Origin of the sequence: Celeribacter arenosi (assembly GCF_039539485.1) — a bacterium.
Lineage (GTDB): Bacteria > Pseudomonadota > Alphaproteobacteria > Rhodobacterales > Rhodobacteraceae > Celeribacter > Celeribacter arenosi.
Genome location: NZ_BAABDF010000006.1, coordinates 41,726 through 58,949, shown reverse-complemented (window position 1 = coordinate 58,949; position 17,224 = coordinate 41,726). Strand labels below are relative to the sequence as shown.

17 protein-coding genes are annotated in these 17,224 nt (G+C 59.6%); 12 read left to right on the top strand and 5 right to left on the bottom strand.

The features are described from left to right. Nucleotides 1-137 precede the first annotated feature (137 nt). From ABD815_RS06155 to ABD815_RS06115, 9 genes are all read left to right on the top strand, one after another. Nucleotides 138-593: a universal stress protein gene (locus tag ABD815_RS06155; RefSeq protein ID WP_344845045.1), complete on the top strand. Its 456-nt coding sequence runs from the start codon at nt 138-140 to the stop codon at nt 591-593. Between the two features lie 109 nt (nt 594-702). Further along, entirely contained in the window at nt 703-1,266 is a 564-nt protein-coding gene (locus tag ABD815_RS06150; RefSeq protein WP_344845042.1) for a NifU family protein, read from the top strand. Continuing rightward, on the top strand, nt 1,267-1,698 hold the full coding sequence (locus ABD815_RS06145) for a GNAT family N-acetyltransferase (RefSeq protein ID WP_344845038.1): 432 nt from the start codon (nt 1,267-1,269) through the stop codon (nt 1,696-1,698). It abuts the gene before it with no gap. A 182-nt stretch (nt 1,699-1,880) separates the two neighbouring features. After that, nucleotides 1,881-2,870 (top strand): BMP family lipoprotein, encoded by a 990-nt coding sequence (locus ABD815_RS06140; RefSeq protein ID WP_344845034.1) that lies wholly within the window; start codon nt 1,881-1,883, stop codon nt 2,868-2,870. A gap of 12 nt (nt 2,871-2,882) precedes the next feature. Beyond that, nucleotides 2,883-4,466, top strand: coding sequence for an ABC transporter ATP-binding protein (locus ABD815_RS06135; protein ID WP_344845030.1), 1,584 nt, complete (start codon nt 2,883-2,885; stop codon nt 4,464-4,466). After that, nucleotides 4,467-5,564 (top strand): ABC transporter permease, encoded by a 1,098-nt coding sequence (locus ABD815_RS06130; protein ID WP_344845026.1) that lies wholly within the window; start codon nt 4,467-4,469, stop codon nt 5,562-5,564. It begins immediately after the preceding gene. A gap of 3 nt (nt 5,565-5,567) precedes the next feature. Continuing rightward, nucleotides 5,568-6,530: an ABC transporter permease gene (locus ABD815_RS06125; RefSeq protein WP_344845022.1), complete on the top strand. Its 963-nt coding sequence runs from the start codon at nt 5,568-5,570 to the stop codon at nt 6,528-6,530. A 105-nt stretch (nt 6,531-6,635) separates the two neighbouring features. Next, a complete protein-coding gene (locus ABD815_RS06120) occupies nt 6,636-7,544 on the top strand; it encodes a sulfite exporter TauE/SafE family protein (protein ID WP_344845019.1) in 909 nt (302 codons plus the stop codon). Next, a complete protein-coding gene (locus ABD815_RS06115) occupies nt 7,541-8,281 on the top strand; it encodes a TIGR02186 family protein (protein WP_344845017.1) in 741 nt (246 codons plus the stop codon). The genes ABD815_RS06120 and ABD815_RS06115 overlap by 4 nt, the downstream gene beginning before the upstream one ends. Here the strand turns inward: ABD815_RS06115 and ABD815_RS06110 are convergent. From ABD815_RS06110 to ccrA, 5 genes are all read right to left on the bottom strand, one after another. Continuing rightward, entirely contained in the window at nt 8,278-9,807 is a 1,530-nt protein-coding gene (locus ABD815_RS06110; protein WP_344845014.1) for an ATP-dependent DNA helicase, read from the bottom strand. The two genes, ABD815_RS06115 and ABD815_RS06110, sit on opposite strands and share 4 nt — an antisense overlap. A gap of 42 nt (nt 9,808-9,849) precedes the next feature. Continuing rightward, nucleotides 9,850-10,488 (bottom strand): acyl-homoserine-lactone synthase, encoded by a 639-nt coding sequence (locus tag ABD815_RS06105; RefSeq protein ID WP_344845009.1) that lies wholly within the window; start codon nt 10,486-10,488, stop codon nt 9,850-9,852. Between the two features lie 136 nt (nt 10,489-10,624). Next, a complete protein-coding gene (locus tag ABD815_RS06100) occupies nt 10,625-11,338 on the bottom strand; it encodes a helix-turn-helix transcriptional regulator (protein WP_344845006.1) in 714 nt (237 codons plus the stop codon). Next, nucleotides 11,292-11,501 (bottom strand): hypothetical protein, encoded by a 210-nt coding sequence (locus tag ABD815_RS06095; RefSeq protein WP_344845003.1) that lies wholly within the window; start codon nt 11,499-11,501, stop codon nt 11,292-11,294. Before ABD815_RS06095 ends, ABD815_RS06100 begins: the two co-directional genes overlap by 47 nt. A gap of 315 nt (nt 11,502-11,816) precedes the next feature. Continuing rightward, a complete protein-coding gene (gene ccrA, locus ABD815_RS06090; protein ID WP_344844999.1) occupies nt 11,817-13,097 on the bottom strand; it encodes a crotonyl-CoA carboxylase/reductase in 1,281 nt (426 codons plus the stop codon). A 356-nt stretch (nt 13,098-13,453) separates the two neighbouring features. Here ccrA and ABD815_RS06085 point away from each other — a divergent pair, with 356 nt between their 5' ends. The 3 genes from ABD815_RS06085 (at nt 13,454) to ABD815_RS06075 (ending at nt 17,222) form a co-directional block, all read left to right on the top strand. Further along, nucleotides 13,454-15,424, top strand: a complete 1,971-nt coding sequence (locus tag ABD815_RS06085; RefSeq protein ID WP_344844995.1) for a protein meaA — start codon at nt 13,454-13,456, stop codon at nt 15,422-15,424. 110 nt (nt 15,425-15,534) lie between these two features. After that, nucleotides 15,535-16,239, top strand: coding sequence for a purine-nucleoside phosphorylase (gene deoD, locus ABD815_RS06080; RefSeq protein ID WP_344844990.1), 705 nt, complete (start codon nt 15,535-15,537; stop codon nt 16,237-16,239). Then, nucleotides 16,239-17,222: an aldo/keto reductase gene (locus ABD815_RS06075; protein WP_344844986.1), complete on the top strand. Its 984-nt coding sequence runs from the start codon at nt 16,239-16,241 to the stop codon at nt 17,220-17,222. The genes deoD and ABD815_RS06075 overlap by 1 nt, the downstream gene beginning before the upstream one ends. The last annotated feature ends 2 nt before the right edge of the window (nt 17,223-17,224 follow it).

The following is a 17,224-nucleotide window of genomic DNA, read 5'->3' as shown; positions in this document are numbered from 1 at the left end:
GATCACGAACCTCTCCCCCGGCCCGCTCTGGCCGGGGGTTTTTCGCAGCGGGGACTGAACGCTTGCCACATCGGGGCTCCTTCGCCATCATCGCCGCGAAATCATGCAGCCAAAACAACGATGGGCCGGACCCCGACATGCGCAAGTTTCTCGTTATTCTCGACGACAGCCGCGAGTGCCTCAACGCGATGCGGTTCGCCGCGATGCGGGCGGCCTCGACGGGGGGCGGTGTGACGATTCTTTCGGTGATTCCCCCCGATGAGTTCAATCATTGGATCGGGGTGGCCGATCTGATGCGCGAAGAAACCCGCGACCGGATTATCGCGCATTTCGAAGTTTTCGCGAAATGGATGCGCGACCGCCAGAACATCGATCCCGAGTTGGTGATCCGTGAAGGCGAGGTGGTGCAGGAGATTTTTTCGCAGGTTAAAGAAGACCCTGCGATTGGTGTTCTGGTTCTGGGCGCGGGCACCGAAAAGACCGGTCCGGGGCCATTGGTGGCCGCGATGACGAAACAGGCGGGTTTTCTGCCCATTCCGATAACCATCGTGCCCGGCGACATGAGCAAAGAGCGACTCGAAGCGGTGACCTGAGGCGGTAAGGCGCAAACGTGGCGACAATCACGGGTTTAGAATCATTCCAAATCTTGACTTTCGCCCCCGAAGAGCGCATATCCGACCTGAATGATAAGGAATTGGGCCCATGTTCATCCAAACGGAATCCACCCCGAACCCAGCGACGTTGAAATTCCTCCCCGGCCAGACTGTTCTGGACGCAGGGACTGCGGATTTCACCAGCGAAGAAGCCGCGCAATCATCGCCGCTTGCCGCGCGCGTATTTGCGGTGGGCAATGTGACGGGCGTGTTTTTTGGCCATGACTTCGTGACAGTGACGAAGGATGAGGCGACCGATTGGGATCACGTCAAACCGGCGATCCTCGGCGCGATCATGGAGCATTTCCAATCGGGTGCGCCGGTGATGGCGGGCGAGGCGACTGTTTCCGCAGGCCATGCCGAACACGATGGTCCCGACAGCGATATCGTCAACCAGATCAAGGAATTGCTCGACACGCGCGTGCGTCCTGCCGTTGCCCAAGACGGCGGTGATATCACGTTCCACGGGTTTGAGCGCGGTGTGGTTTACCTGCATATGCAGGGTGCCTGTGCGGGCTGTCCGTCGTCGACGCTGACGCTCAAGATGGGTATCGAGAACCTGTTGCGCCACTATATTCCCGAAGTTCTCGAAGTGCGCCCCGTCGCGGCCTGAATGTCCTCGCCGGACTTTGAAGCGCTCGCGCGGGTTCACGCGCAGACCTTTGACACCCCCCCTCCCTGGAGTGCCCGCGATTTTGCGGAAATGTTAGCCAGCGAGCGTGTGTTTCTCGTCGCGCCCGCGCCAATGGCCTTTGCGCTCGGGCGTGTGGTTGTCGATGAGGCGGAATTGCTGACGCTGGCCGTGGCCCCCGACGCGCAGGGGCGCGGGTTCGGGCGGGCGGCGTTTTTGGCCTATGAGTCAGAGGCGATGGCGCGCGGGGCGACCCGCTCGTTTCTGGATGTCGCGCAAACCAATACCCGCGCGCTCGCCCTCTATCGCTCTGCCGGATACGACGAATCTGGTCGGCGTCGGGCCTACTACAGGACGCGTGATGGCAGCGGCGTGGACGCGATCATCATGACAAAGCTACTAAAACAGGCGTGACCCTACGTCGCGGGCAGTGAAGACGCCCGTTCAAAGGGCGGCATGCGACCAAATGGTAAAAATCCTGTTGACCCTCCCGCGGTGAAGCGCCCTAATCCCATGGTGACGGGCAGCAAAGTGCCTGCTCTTCGGGCAAGTGCCTAATGCTTGCCCCAATACAAAGTACCTAACGGGAGAATACCATGACCCTGATGAAATCATTTCTTGGCGCAGCAGCAGCTGTCGCGCTGACCTCCGGTGCGGCGCTTGCCGATCCGGCAATCATTTTCGACCTTGGCGGCAAGTTCGATAAATCCTTCAACGAAGCCGCTTATAACGGCGCCGAGCGTTGGGCAGCCGAAACGGGCGGCAGCTACCGCGACGTCGAACTGCAGTCCGACGCACAGCGCGAGCAGGCTCTGCGTGCTTTCGCCGAAAAAGGGTTCAACCCGATCGTAATGGCCGGCTTCTCCTTCGGCTCCGCTCTGGAAACCGTTGCGGCAGATTACCCTGACACGAAATTCGCGATCATCGACATGGTCACCCCTGCGCCGAACGTGCGTTCGGTTGTGTTCAACGAGCACGAAGGGTCGTTCCTCGCCGGTGTGATGGCTGCAATGGCATCCGAGGGTGACACGGTTTCCTTCGTTGGCGGCATGGACATCCCGCTGATCTCCAAATTCGCATGTGGTTACGCGCAGGGCGTGAAATCCGTGAAGCCTGACGCCAACGTGATCGTCAACATGACCGGCACCACGCCTGCCGCATGGAACGATCCGGTTAAGGGTGGCGAATTGACCAAGGCGCAGATCGGCCAAGGTTCCGAAGTCGTCTACGCCGCAGCTGGCGGTACCGGTCTGGGCGTTCTCCAGACTGCAAAAGACGAAGGCATCCTCGCCATCGGTGTGGATAGCAACCAGAACTACCTCCAGCCGGGTTCCATGCTGACCTCCATGGTCAAGCGCGTTGATAACGCTGTTTATGAGGCCTTCACCGCCGGTGAAGATCTCGAAGCCGGTATCTTCGTGATGGGTCTGGCCAATGATGGCGTTGGCGTTGCGATGGACGAGTACAACGCGGACCTCGTGACACCTGAAATGTTGGCTGCTGTCGAAGACGCAAAAGCCAAAATCATCTCCGGTGAGATCGTGGTTCACGACTACATGTCCGACGAATCCTGCCCGGCGTACTAAGGGTCGCCTCGTATGAGCGCTCAATCGGAAAAGGGGCGGCAGGCAACTGCCGCCCCCACCGCTTCGCCCGCCCCGGCTATCGAGCTTCGGGGGATTTCAAAGGCTTTTGGGCCGGTTCAGGCCAACAAGGACATTTCGATTACCGTCCAGAAGGGCACGATCCACGGCATCATCGGCGAAAACGGCGCGGGGAAATCCACGCTGATGTCGATCCTGTACGGGTTCTACAAAGCCGACGCGGGCGAGGTCATTATCAACGGCCAGAAGGTCGAGATTACCGACAGTCAGGCAGCGATTGCGGCCGGAATCGGTATGGTGTTCCAGCACTTCAAACTGGTTGAGAATTTTACCGTCCTCGAGAATGTGATTCTGGGGGCCGAAGAGGGTCCGATGCTTCGTCCGTCGATCGCGAAAGCGCGCGGGCTGTTGAAGCAACTCTCTGATGAATATGAACTTTCTGTCGATCCCGATGCGCTGATCGAAGACCTGTCCGTGGGCCACCAGCAGCGGGTCGAGATCCTCAAGGCGCTCTATCGCCAGGCGGATATCCTCATTCTGGACGAGCCGACGGGGGTTCTCACCCCTGCCGAGGCGGACCATTTGTTCCGCATCCTGCAAGGGCTGAAGGAGCAGGGAAAGACGATCATTCTGATCACCCACAAGCTGCGCGAAATCATGGAAGTCACCGATACGGTGTCGGTGATGCGGCGCGGCGAAATGACGGCCACGGTCAAGACATCGGGCACCTCGCCCGAGCAGCTCGCCGAGATGATGGTGGGGCGCAAGGTGTTGTTGGAAGTGACCAAGTCACCGGCAAACCCGGGCAAGCCCGTGTTGGAGGTCGAGGACCTGCGGGTGCGCGACGAATTGGGCGTGGAGCGCGTCAAAGGGATCAACCTGAATGTCCGTGCGGGCGAAATTCTGGGCATTGCGGGGGTGTCGGGTAACGGGCAATCCGAATTGCTCGAAGTGCTCGGCGGCTATCGCAAGGCGAGTGGCATCGTGCGCATGAACGGCGAGGAAATCGACCTCACCGGCAAGCATTCGGATGGCCAGTCGCGGCGCAAGCGGGGGATCGCCAATGTGCCAGAGGACCGTCACGACGAGGGTTTGATTCTGGAATTCCAGGCCTGGGAAAACATGATTTTCGGCTATCACAACGCGCCGGAATATCAAAAGAACCGGTTCTTGATGGATAACGCCGCGATCAAGGCGGCGACGCAGGCCAAGATGGACCGTTTCGACGTCCGCCCGCCCAATCCGAAGCTGGAGGCGAAGTCCTTTTCGGGTGGCAACCAGCAGAAGCTGGTTCTGGCGCGCGAGATCGAGCGTAACCCTGATCTCTTGCTCGTCGGGCAGCCGACACGGGGCGTGGATATCGGGGCGATCGAGTTTATCCACCAGCAAATCGTCGCCCTGCGCGATCAGGGCAAAGCGATCCTGCTCGTGTCTGTGGAGCTCGACGAGATCATGTCGCTGTCGGACCGCATCGTTGTGATGTTCGACGGGCGGATCATGGGGGAGAAGAACCCCGGTGAAACGAACGAGGGCGAATTGGGTCTGATGATGGCGGGTATCACCGAGGGGGACCAGTAAATGCAGAAAATGCCGAAGTGGGCGGATGCCGTCCTGATTCCCCTGTTCTCGATTTTGCTGGCCTTCTTTTTTTCCGGTCTGGTGATCTGGGGCATTGGGAAGAACCCGTTCGAAGCGATCAAAGTGATGGTCGATGGTGCCTTCGGGAGCACCAATGGTCTGGGCTATACGCTCTATTACACCACCAATTTCATCTTTACCGGCCTGTCGTTTGCGGTCGCATCGCACACGCGCCTGTTCAACATCGGTGGCGAAGGTCAGGCGATGTTGGGGGGCCTCGGCGTGGCCTTGGTCTGTCTGGCTGTGCAATGGCCGCATTGGACGCTGGCCCTGCCCGCCGCGATGGCTATGGGTGCACTTTTCGGAGCCGCTTGGGCGTTTATTCCTGCCTATTTGCAGGCCAAGCGCGGTAGCCACATCGTGATTACCACGATCATGTTCAACTTTATTGCCGCCGCATTGCTCGGCTATTTGTTGACCAAGGTTCTGAAAGTTCCCGGTGCGATGGCTGCGGAAACGGCCAAGTTTCCCGTCGGGGCGCATCTGCCGACCTTCCATGAAATGCTGGCCCCCTTCGGGATCGATTTCAACAAGAACGCGCCTGCGAACGTGTCCTTCCTCGTGGCGCTATTTGCGGCCTTTGTGTTCTGGATTTTGATGTGGAAAACGCGGCTCGGCTATCAGATCCGTGCCTTTGGCAACTCGGAAACCGCGGCAAAATACGCGGGCATCAACCCGTCGCGGATCGTGATTATCGCCATGCTGATTTCGGGTGGTTTGGCCGGTCTGATGGCGATCAACAACGTGATGGGTGAGGCCGAGCGGCTGATCGACAACGCGGTTGAGGGTGCGGGATTTATCGGCATCGCCGTGGCGCTCATGGGGCGCAACCATCCGGTGGGGATCGTGCTCGCCGCGCTGCTGTTCGGGTTCCTCTATCAGGGCGGGGCGGAGCTAAGTTTCTGGGAATCGATCCCGCGCGAATTGGTCGTGGTCATTCAGGCTTTGGTGATCATGTTCACCGGCGCGCTCGACAATATGGTGCGTATCCCGCTCGAAAAAATGTTCCTGTTCTTCAGCCGCAAGAAGGAGGTGTGAGCGATGGATTATGCAACGATCCTCCAAATTCTCGACTCGACCGTGCGATTGGCCACGCCTTTGTTGCTGACCTGTCTTGCGGGTCTGTTCTCCGAGCGCGCGGGCGTTGTGGACATCGGGCTGGAGGGCAAACTTTTGGCCGCCGCCTTTATGTCGGGCGCGGCGGCTGCCGTCACGGGGTCGATCTGGCTCGGGCTGTTGGCCGGTATCGCCGCGTCGATGGCGTTTTCGATGCTGCACGGTCTGGCGTCCATCACCTTTAAGGGCGACCAGCTCATCTCCGGTGTGGCGCTCAACTTTCTCGCTGCCGGTCTGACGGTGGTGATCGGGCAGAGTTGGTTCCAACTCGGCGGGCGCACGCCGCCGCTGACCGGTAACGGCCGGTTCGAGGCGTGGAACCTGCCGTTCGCGGAGAAACTGGCCGATGTGCCCTTTATCGGGCCGCTCTATTACGAGCTGATTTCGGGACATACTGCGCTGACCTATATCGCGATTGCCTGTGTGCCGCTGTCTTGGTGGGTGCTGTATCGCACACGTTTTGGGCTCCGTCTGCGGGCCGTGGGTGAAAACCCCAGTGCGGTGGATACGGCCGGTGTGTCGGTTGTGCGGATGCGCTACGCGTCGCTGATCATTGCCGGTGTGCTTTGTGGCATGGCGGGGACATATCTCGCCTCCCTCGCGGCAGGTTTCGTCAAAGACATGAGCGCGGGTCGCGGCTACATCGCGCTGGCGGCGTTGATCTTTGCGAAGTGGCGGCCATGGTATGCGTTGTCGGCGACATTGCTGTTCGGGTTTCTGGAGGCCATCGGCAACCGCTACCAATCGATTTCGCTCGGCGACTTTGTCATTCCGGTGCAGTTCATGCAGGCCCTGCCCTACATTCTGACCGTGATCATCCTCGCCGGGTTCGTGGGCAAAGCGATCCCGCCGCGCGCGGGTGGGCAACCCTACGTCAAAGAGAGATAGCAAGGCGGGCCTTCGGGCCCGTTTTTCTTTCGCAACCGCAGCAGCGCATTTGACCCGCGCGGGTTTTCGTTGCAACCATGAGTGCACCGCAGCGAAAGTCATAGAATGCAGATCTTTCTCCCCATTGCCGAGGTGTCGGTGAACGCCTACCTGCTTCTCGGCATCGGGAGTGTGGTCGGTATCCTGTCGGGCATGTTCGGCGTGGGTGGCGGGTTTCTGATCACGCCGCTTTTGTTCTTTGTCGGCATCCCGCCCGCTGTGGCGGTTGCCACCTCCTCCAACCAGATCGTCGCCTCCTCCGTGTCGGGTGTATTGGCGCATTGGAAACGCAAGACTGTCGATTTGAAGATGGGGCTCGTGCTGTTGGCGGGGGGCCTCGTGGGGTCGTTCGCGGGGATGCAGATTTTCAATATATTGCGTGATCTGGGTCAGGTCGATTTGCTCGTAACGCTTTGTTATGTCGTGTTTCTCGGGATTATCGGGTTTCTGATGCTGGTTGAGAGTATCCGTGCGATCCGGCGGGCGAAAAATCGTCCGGCGGGGCGTCCGGAGCGCAAAAAGCACACGTGGGTGCATGCCCTGCCGATCAAGACCAAGTTCCGCACATCGGGCCTCTATATCTCCGTCATTCCGCCATTGGGCGTGGGGTTTCTGGTGGGGATGTTGGCCGCGATCATGGGCGTTGGCGGCGGGTTCATCATGGTGCCTGCGATGATCTATATCCTCGGCATGCCGACCAAGGTTGTGATAGGTACATCGCTCTTCCAGATCATTTTCGTCACCGCCTTCACCACGCTTTTGCATGCGACCACCAACCATACGGTCGATATTCTGCTCGCCTTTATCCTGCTGGTGGGTGGAGTGGTCGGAGCGCAGATCGGGTCCCAGATCGGGCTGCGCCTCAAGGCGGAGCAGTTACGCATCCTGCTGGCCCTGTTGGTTCTGGCGGTCTGTCTGAAACTCGGCCTCGATCTGTTTCTGGAGCCCGCTGAACTATTCTCGGTGGAAGCATGATGCGCCTTTTGGCCTTCCTCCTGCTTTTGCTGCCCCTGCCGGTGGCGGGTGAAGATATTGTGGCCGCCCTGAGCCAGAGCCGGATTTCGATCACCGCGAATTTCGATGGCTCGGAGATCCTCGTATTCGGGGCGATCAAACGCGACGCGCCGGTGTCCGGTGACGCGCCATTGGATGTGATCATCACGGTTGCCGGCCCCGAACAGGTCGAGGTGCTGCGCCGCAAGGACCGTCGTTTGGGGATTTGGGTCAATGTCGAGGCGCGGGTCATCGGTCACACGCCGACCTTTTATACCGTCGCCGCCACGCGCCCGCTGGGTGATGTTTTGCCGAACCTGACCGACACCCTGTGGAAAATCAGCGCGGAAAAACGCATTCTGCCTGCGATGCGCGGGCTTGCCGCGCGGGAGGCATTGTTGCGCATCCGGCGCGCCGAGGGCGTTTACGCGACCGATGGGACGGCGGTCGACCTGATCGAGGATACGCTGTTTCGCAGCTCCATTGCCCTGCCCGCCAATCTGGTCGAAGGCGCCTATACGACGCGGATTTTTCTGGTGCGCGACGGGCGGGTGATCGACAGTTACGGGACCTCTATCAATGTGCAAAAGGTCGGGATCGAACGGTGGCTGTATCGCCTCGCCTATGACCACGCGTTCATCTATGGCCTGCTGGCGCTGTTCATTGCGGTGGTTTTCGGATGGGGGGCCTCCGAGGCGTTCCGCCTGCTCCGGCGTTAAAGGAGGCGGTCGGCGGTCGTGACCGGTGCGGGGGCGATGGCCTGTAGGTCATCGGTGCGAAGTGGTTCGCTCGGCTTGGCCAAACGGGCCCGCGTCACCCAGAGGAGTTGGCTCTCGGCGCGCGTGATCGCCACATAGGCCAGACGTTTCCAGAGCGGTATGCCCGCCTCGATCCGCCCGACGCGCGCGGCGGCGAAGAGGTCGGGGGCAAAGACCTGAACCCTCTCCCATTGCGACCCTTGCGCTTTGTGAATGGTGACTGCAGCGCCGTGCAGGAACGACGCCCCCATGCGCGCGGCATAGGGGATGAACGGTTCTTCTTCGTCGGGCATTTCGATTTTGATGATCGACGCGGCGCGGATGTTGGGGTCTTCGGAACCGTGGACGTGCAGACGCGAAAATCCCGGTTTGGTCCCCGGGCCGAGGTAGGTGACCTGCGCACCCTTGATCAATCCGCGCGCCTCTAGGTCGAGGCGTTTTTTGCGGTGTTTGAGCGGCAGTTCGATGCCATCGCAGATCAGCGGCTCTCCGGGTAACAGGGCGTCCTCGGGGGCACCGTAGACTGCGCGAAAGGCATGGATGAGGCGGATACGAGTCGCGTTGCGCCACACCAGAACGGGCGAGCGGGCCATCAGGTCGCTTTCGACGCGGCTGGCGTAGACAACACGTTCGTCGCGCTTTGCAGCGTCTTCGACCATCCGCTCGAAGGTCTCGAAACCCAAGGATGGATCGCTGAGCGCATGGGCGAGGTCGAGGATCGGGCTGTCCTGTTCCTGACGGTGGACGCGGTGAAGGACGTGCACACGTTTCTGGTCGAGCTTTTCAAAGACCATGGTGCCTGCCTGCCCGACGGGGGGCAGCTGTGCGGGATCGCCAAAGAGGATCAGCGTCGGAAAGATTTCCTGCAGGTCCTCCAGTTGGCGGTCATCGAGCATCGAGGATTCATCCACGAACCCGATGTCGAGCGGGTCGTCGCGCCGTTTCCATCCGGTGATGAAGTCGGACCCCTTCAGACCCGCGGCCGCCAGAGCGCCGGGAATAGATTTGTTGTTTTGGAAGAACGCATAGGCGCGGTCGAGCGCGATGTCGGGGAGATCTTCGACCTGTGGGCGTTCACCTTGGCCTGCGAGCCACTCGGCAATTTTTTCGTATTTCGGATCATAGACCGGCGTGTAGAGAATCCGGTGGATCGTGGTCGCCGGAACGCCACGGTTGCGCAGCACGCTGGCCGCTTTGTTCGTGGGGGCGAGAATGGCGAGAGTGCGGCGATCTTTGCGCCGGCGCCCTTCCCAGTCCCCGGAAATGAGATCAACGCCCGCCTCGTCCAGCGCGTGATAGAGCCGCGCCAGCAACAGTGTTTTACCCGACCCAGCCTTACCGATCACAGCGCGGACATGGGATTTCCCGTCCGCACGCGGCGTGAGGACGCCATCATCAAGGTTGATGCCGACCTTCGATAGGGCCTCTGAGACTGCGTCATAAGCCTCGGCCTGATCGTCGGAAAATATGATGGAAGGGAGCGCCATGCCGGCGACCATAATGGGCCGCCGGACATGGCGCCAGCCGGATCATGCGATTGCGCGCTCGTCCTCGAAATAGGGAACAGCGAAGGCATCGCGGAACCACATTTTCGATGTCTCGCGATCAAAACCTGCCTTTTCCAGCGTGGGTTCGAACATATCCTCGTCCATGGTCCAAAGACCGACGCCGATGGCCGAAGCCCCCTCACCAACGCGACCGATGACGTCAGGTTTGAGACCCATGAGGGAATAGATGCGCTCCATGCGCGGATCGAACACGCCGACAAAGTGTTCGAGGTGGAATTCATCCATGATTTCGCCTGCGGCAACGGTCAGTGCGGCCGTCACGCGACGGTCCGCGCCCGGGGCGAGGCAGAAACGGGTGCATTCCCAAATCAGCGGGCTCTCGATCCGCACCCCGTCGGAAATATGTGAGAAATGGTCGTTGACCATTGTCTGGCCCACGGTCGGGAGGAAACGCATTGAACCACCATGACTGCCGTCCGCGTTTTGCCAGATTACATAGAGGGGATTGATTACGTCGTATTCGTCTTTCTCTTCACCCGCCTCGTTCACCCGCACGTCCCATCCCAGGCGGGTTTTGAATTGTTCGGCGCGGTCGCGAAACATCGTGTCGCGAAGGCGCGGAAAAAGGTGAAGGTCGTTTGCGTAAATGTAGTGCAGCATTGTGGTAGCTCCTATCTCCGTCATCCAAGGTCACGCTAACGGGGATATGTTAACCATAGCCTTCCCGCAGCGTGCGCTGAGATTATCGGATAGTTCTACCTAAGCGCGATGCATCTTTTTTAAGCGCAACGCGTAGTTACACGATGATAATGCCCATCGAGAGGGCCCGCGCGACGGCGTGTGTTGTGTTCAATGCACCAAGTTTATGCCGCCCAGCCTCTATATAGACCCTTAATGTGTGCTCTGAGATGCCCATTTGGGCTGCTGCCTGTGCACGTGATAACCCTTTGGCAAGATAAGTAATTGCCGATAATTCGCGCGGAGATAGCGCAGGGAGGGGCATGGATTTATTGTCTTTTTCGAATTCCAGTGCCCGTTTATTGAACTCATGCGCAATGATGACGAGATCGCGCCCGTGTTCACGGATAAATCCTTCCCATTCGTCGTCCGCGCTCGAATCATTCAGGGTGAATAGGGCAAATTGCCCGCTCGGACCGCGAATCGGTATTGTGTACCCTTGGTTCCCCACCCCGAAATCGATTGCTTCCATAAAGAAAGCGCGGGCGGGTTTTGCGGACCAGTCGAGTTGCTTCCAATTCACGGGAGTAAATCGTTGGAAGCACCCGAAGATGACGGGGTCCATCCTTAGGTAGTCTTTTTCGAGATAGCGATCGACCCATTCGGAGGAATATGTGCCGGCGCCGAAACGTTCTCCTACGCTGTTGACCCAATGGTAGACGACATGAGCGATGCCGAGAATATCGCGCAGTTCTTCGGTCGCACCCTGAAAGCCTTCAAGGTCCTCAACGTGCTGGATATCCTCCAGAAACGTTTCCAAATTCGCCGTCATGCACCCCCGCACGGTCCGTCTTTACGTCCTGACCCCCGTTGGTGATTTCGGTCGCGACGATAAGGCAGGCGTCCGCAAGGTGGTCTGCGGTCGCTTCCATACCGTTCTGCTTTGCGAAAACGCGTAGGTCAGCGAGAACATCAAGTATCCAATCGTGCCGCATGTAAACCCTCTTCGGTGCTTAGTTTCTGATCTGAAACAACCCTAGAAGGAGTTTTTGCATTGTGAAATTCGCCTATATGCACTCCCCCAAAATAGCGAGGTGGGAATTCGTAAGGTGCTGATTTCTATAAATACGCTCAAAAATCAGTGCGTTAGAGTTTCCGAATAGGTGATTCTCTCGCGTCTGGGAGCGGGCGAAACTCAGGCGTGCAACTATAAGTTGTAGAAGGGCAACACAACCAAGAAACCCGCCGCGACATATGCCACAGCGGGTTATTTGGTTTCAAATGCAGAGACTTCTGCGGCGTTAGGGTGCCTAGGCGCCCCCCTCCAACACATCATCCAGCGTGCGAAGACCCGGTTTCGGGGACTGGACGAGCACTGCCATATTGCCCGGCTTGTGCTGATTGCGCAGCATTTTGATATGCGCATCAGGGATCTGGTCCCACCCCAGGACTTCGGACATGCATGGATCGATGCGGCGTTCGATCATCAGCCGGTTGGCGGATGCCGCCTGTTTGAGGTGGGCAAAGTGCGAACCCTGCAGGCGCTTCTGGTGCATCCACATGTAGCGGACGTCGAAGGTGCAGTTGAAGCCGGAGGTGCCTGCGCAGATCACGACCATGCCGCCCTTTTTGCACACGAGCGTGGAGACGGGGAACGTCGCCTCGCCGGGATGTTCGAACACGATATCGACGTTGTTGCCTTTGCCAGTGATCTCCCAGATCGCCGCGCCGAATTTGCGCGCCTCTTTGAACCACTCTTTATACTCAGGCGTGTTCACTGTGGGGAGTTGTCCCCAGCAGTTGAAATCCTTGCGGTTGATGACGCCTTTAGCACCGAGGCCCATCACGAAGTCACGTTTGTCCTCGTCGGAAATCACCCCGATTGCATTGGCACCCGCTGCATTGGCGAGCTGGATCGCAAAGGAACCAAGGCCGCCGGAAGCGCCCCAGACCAGAACGTTCTGACCGGGTTTGAGTTCATGGGGGTGGTGGCCAAACAGCATCCGGTACGCGGTCGCAAGTGTCAGCGTGTAGCAGGCGCTCTCTTCCCATGTCAGGTGTTTTGGACGCGGCAAGAGTTGCTGTGCCTGCACGTTGGTGAACTGCGCGAAGGAACCATCGGGGGTTTCGTAGCCCCAGATCCGCTGCGACGGGGAGAACATCGGGTCGCCACCGTTACAGTGTTCGTCGTCGCCATCGTCCTGATTACAATGGATCACGACCTCGTCGCCGACTTTCCAGTTTTTCACAGCCGATCCGACCGCCCAGACGATGCCCGAGGCATCCGATCCGGCGATGTGGTAATCCGCGCCGTGGCTGTCGAAGGGGGAAATCGGCACGCCGAGGCCAGCCCAGATGCCATTATAGTTCACACCCGCAGCCATCACGAGGACGAGCACTTCGTGGCTATCCAGTTTTGGCGTGTCCACGACTTCGACCTGAAAGCTTTTGTCGGGTTCGCCGTGACGTTCGCGGCGGATCGCCCAAGCATACATCTTGGACGGCACGTAGCCCATCGGCGGGATTTCCCCGATTTCGTAGAGCTCTTTTTCTTCTGCCGTGTAGGCCGGTTGGTTTGTATCGAGCGCCATAGTGCCCTCCTGACATCGTGTTTGTGGGTTGGGGTGCCCGTGGGCCGGGACACCCCGTCCTGCGCCGCAATGCAGAATCGCGGCCTCTCTGAGCATGGTGATACGAGCGAGCACGCAACTTTGCAATCCAGTTTTGCATGTTTTTGTAATTTTATAACCGAGCGAGTGCAGAAATTTGAGGGGAACATGGCGAAAATCGCGCCTATACCGGCGTGATATCCGACCCTCGCTGTGCGGATTTCGAAGTATACGTGGGGTTTTCTCAAATTGCCGCAGTGCGGAGAATTGACAACGGCACAAAATTCCGCTCATAAACCCCCAAGAGAAATAATATTACTTTGCCAATCGAGGCCGCCATGACCGAATCCCAGTCCAGAGACAAGCCTTGGCTCTTTCGCACCTATGCTGGCCATTCGACGGCTTCGGCCTCGAACGCGCTGTATCGCAACAACCTGTCAAAGGGTCAGACCGGCCTTTCGGTCGCCTTCGATCTGCCCACGCAGACAGGCTATGACAGCGATCACGAGTTGGCGAAGGGTGAAGTTGGCAAAGTCGGCGTACCGGTGGCGCATCTGGGCGACATGCGCGCACTCTTTAACGACATCCCGCTCGAACAGATGAACACCTCGATGACGATCAATGCGACCGCGCCATGGCTTCTCGCGCTCTATATTGCGGTGGCCGAAGAGCAAGGTGCGGATGTGTCCCAACTTCAGGGCACTGTGCAGAACGACATCATCAAAGAATACCTCAGCCGCGGCACTTACGTGTGCCCGCCGCGCCCGTCTTTGCGCATGATTACAGACGTGGCCGCCTACACGCGTGAGCACCTGCCCAAATGGAACCCGATGAATGTGTGTTCCTACCACCTGCAGGAAGCGGGCGCGACGCCGGAGCAGGAGTTGGCCTTTGCCCTCGCCACGGCCATCGCCGTGCTCGACGACCTCAAGGAAAAAGTGCCCGCCGAGGCCTTTCCAACGATGGTCGGCCGTATCTCTTTCTTTGTGAATGCAGGCATCCGGTTTGTCACCGAGCTGTGCAAGATGCGCGCCTTTGTCGAGCTGTGGGACGAGATCACGCGCGAACGCTATGGTGTCGAGGACCCGAAATTCCGCCGCTTCCGCTATGGCGTGCAGGTGAATTCGCTGGGGCTCACCGAGCAGCAGCCCGAGAACAACGTCTACCGCATCCTCATCGAGATGCTCGCCGTGACCCTGTCCAAAAACGCCCGCGCCCGCGCCGTGCAGCTACCCGCGTGGAACGAGGCGCTCGGCCTGCCACGGCCCTTTGATCAGCAATGGTCGCTACGCATGCAACAGATCCTCGCCTATGAAACCGACCTCCTGGAATATGATGACCTGTTCGACAACAACCCCGCCGTGGAGCGCAAAGTCGCGGCACTAAAGGAAGGCGCGCGGGCAGAGCTTGCCACGCTCGACGGGATGGGCGGCGCCATCGAGGCGATCGAATATATGAAGTCGCGACTGGTCGAGGCCAACGCAGAGCGGATCACCAAGATCGAAGGCGGCGAAACGACAGTTGTCGGGGTGAACCGGTGGACCGTGGGCGAACCCTCGCCCCTGACCGCCGGTGACGGATCGATCATGGAAGCTGATCCAGAGGCTGAGGCTGATCAGGTGGCACGTCTAACTGCGTGGCGCGAGGCGCGCGATGATGGCGCGGTCAAAGCCGCGCTCGCCGACCTGCGCCAAGCGGCCATCGACGGCACAAACATCATGCCTGCCTCCGTGGCCGCGGCAAAGGCCGGCGCCACCACCGGCGAATGGGGCGACGTTGTGCGCGCGGTTTTCGGGCAGTATCGCGGCCCGACCGGCGTGTCGGCAAACCCGTCGAACCGCACCGAGGGTCTCGATGACATACGTGGCGAGGTTTCGCGTGTCGCGATGGCACTGGGGCGCCAACCCAAATTTCTCGTCGGCAAGCCTGGCCTCGACGGGCACTCCAATGGCGCCGAACAAATCGCTGCACGCGCCCGCGATGTGGGCTTTGACATCAGCTACGAAGGTATCCGCCTCACCCCGCGCGAGATTGTTGATGCGGCGTTGCGTGACGCGGCTGATGTTGTGGGACTGTCGATCTTGTCTGGGTCCCACCTGCCCCTCATCTCGGAACTGATGGAACGCCTCTTTGCTGCCGGTTTGGGACAGGTTCCTGTGGTCGTCGGCGGGATTATTCCCGAAGCGGACGCCGAGGCGCTGCGCAAGATCGGGGTGTCCAAGGTCTACACCCCCAAAGACTTTGAGTTGAACCGGATCATGTTCGACATTGTGACGCTGGTTGATCCTGCGCGCGAAGCGGCGGAATAGACGGGACGCTGCGGCACCGGCGCACCAATAGCGTCGGTCGATTTAGATGGGTTTAATCTGGCGGCGCGACATGTCTAAATGGGCACAACGCGGCAACAAGGAGACCCGTCATGCCTACGCCCCATATTTCCGCCAAACCCGGTGACATTGCCGAAACCGTTTTGCTGCCGGGCGATCCCTATCGCGCAAAGTGGGCCGCGGAGACGTTTCTCGAGAAACCGAAACTGATCAACGAAGTGCGCGGCATGCTCGGCTTTACCGGCGAGTACAAAGGCAACCGCGTCACGATCCACGGGTCGGGCATGGGGATGCCGTCCCTGTCGATTTATGCCAACGAATTGATCACCGAGTATGGCGCGCAGACTTTGATCCGGATCGGGTCCTGCGGCGCGATGCAGACCTCTATCGACGTACGCGACGTGATCATCGCGATGACGGCGACCACGCTGTCCACACCATCGCGCGGGATCATGAAAGAACTCAACTATGCGCCCTGCGCCGACTACGGGCTGCTTGAAAAAGCGGTCGCGGCGGCCCGTGCCAAAGGGACACCGACGCATGTGGGCGGGATTTATTCATCGGACGTGTTCTACGACGAGCGCCCCGATTTGACCGAACAGATGACGCGCCACGGTATTATGGGCGTCGAGATGGAAGCGGCTGAGCTCTATACGCTGGCGGCGCGCCATGGGCGTCGCGCGCTGGCGGTGCTGACGGTTTCCGATCATCTGCTCACCCATGAATCGCTCCCCTCGCAGGAACGCGAACGCAGCTTTGGTGACATGGTGGAAATTGCTCTCGAGGCCGCGTTCTAATGACCCTTCCCCAGCGCCGTATCGGCACGCGTTCTGTCGGAGCCATCGGGTTTGGCGCCATGTCTTTGGCCGGTGCGTTTGGCGCTGCGGATGACAACGTGTCGATGGAGACCCTGCAGGCCGCGGTCGATGCGGGTATCGATTTCTGGGATACGGCCAATATATACGGCATGGGACGTTCGGAAACTGTGGTCGGGCGGTTCCTGAAACAGAGCAACGCGGACATATTTCTGGCGACCAAGGTCGGGATCATTCCCGGCCCGCCGCGCCGTTTTGGCAATTCCGAGGACTACATCCGCTCCGAATTGGAGATGTCTCTGACCCGCCTGAACCGGGACCGCGTCGAACTCTACTATATCCACCGACGCGATCCGCAGACCCCCGTCGTGGAGGTCGCGGAGACGATGGGCAAGTTGATCGACGAGGGATTGATCGGTGGGTGGGGGCTATCAGAAGTTGCGCCTTTCACCATCCGACAGGCCCATGCGGTCACGCCCCTCACCGCTGTGCAGAACGAATATTCGCTCTGGTCGCGCCAACCGGAACTCGGGGTCGTCCGTACCTGCGCGCAGCTGGGCATCACCTTCGTGCCCTTCTCGCCGGTCGGGCGCGGGGCATTGTCGGATGTGGACCTCGATCCGCCGAATTTTGCGGACAGCGATTTTCGCAAAGCGAACCCGCGCTTCACCGAGCCGAACTGGTCCGCCAACATGGCGCAGATTCGCGCGTTTCGCACTCTGGCCGCCGCGCGGGGGGTGCCGACATCGGCGCTCGCGCTCGCGTGGGTTTTGGCGCAGGGCGACCATTTGATCCCGATTCCGGGAACCCGCACAGCCAAGCACCTGAGCGATCTGGTGACCGCTGCGTCCATTGACCTGTCGCCCGCAGATATCGCGGATATTGATGCGGTGTTGCCTGCAGGCTGGGCCTATGGTGACCGATACTCGCCGACGCAGGTGTTCGGCGTGGAATCCTATAGCTAGGG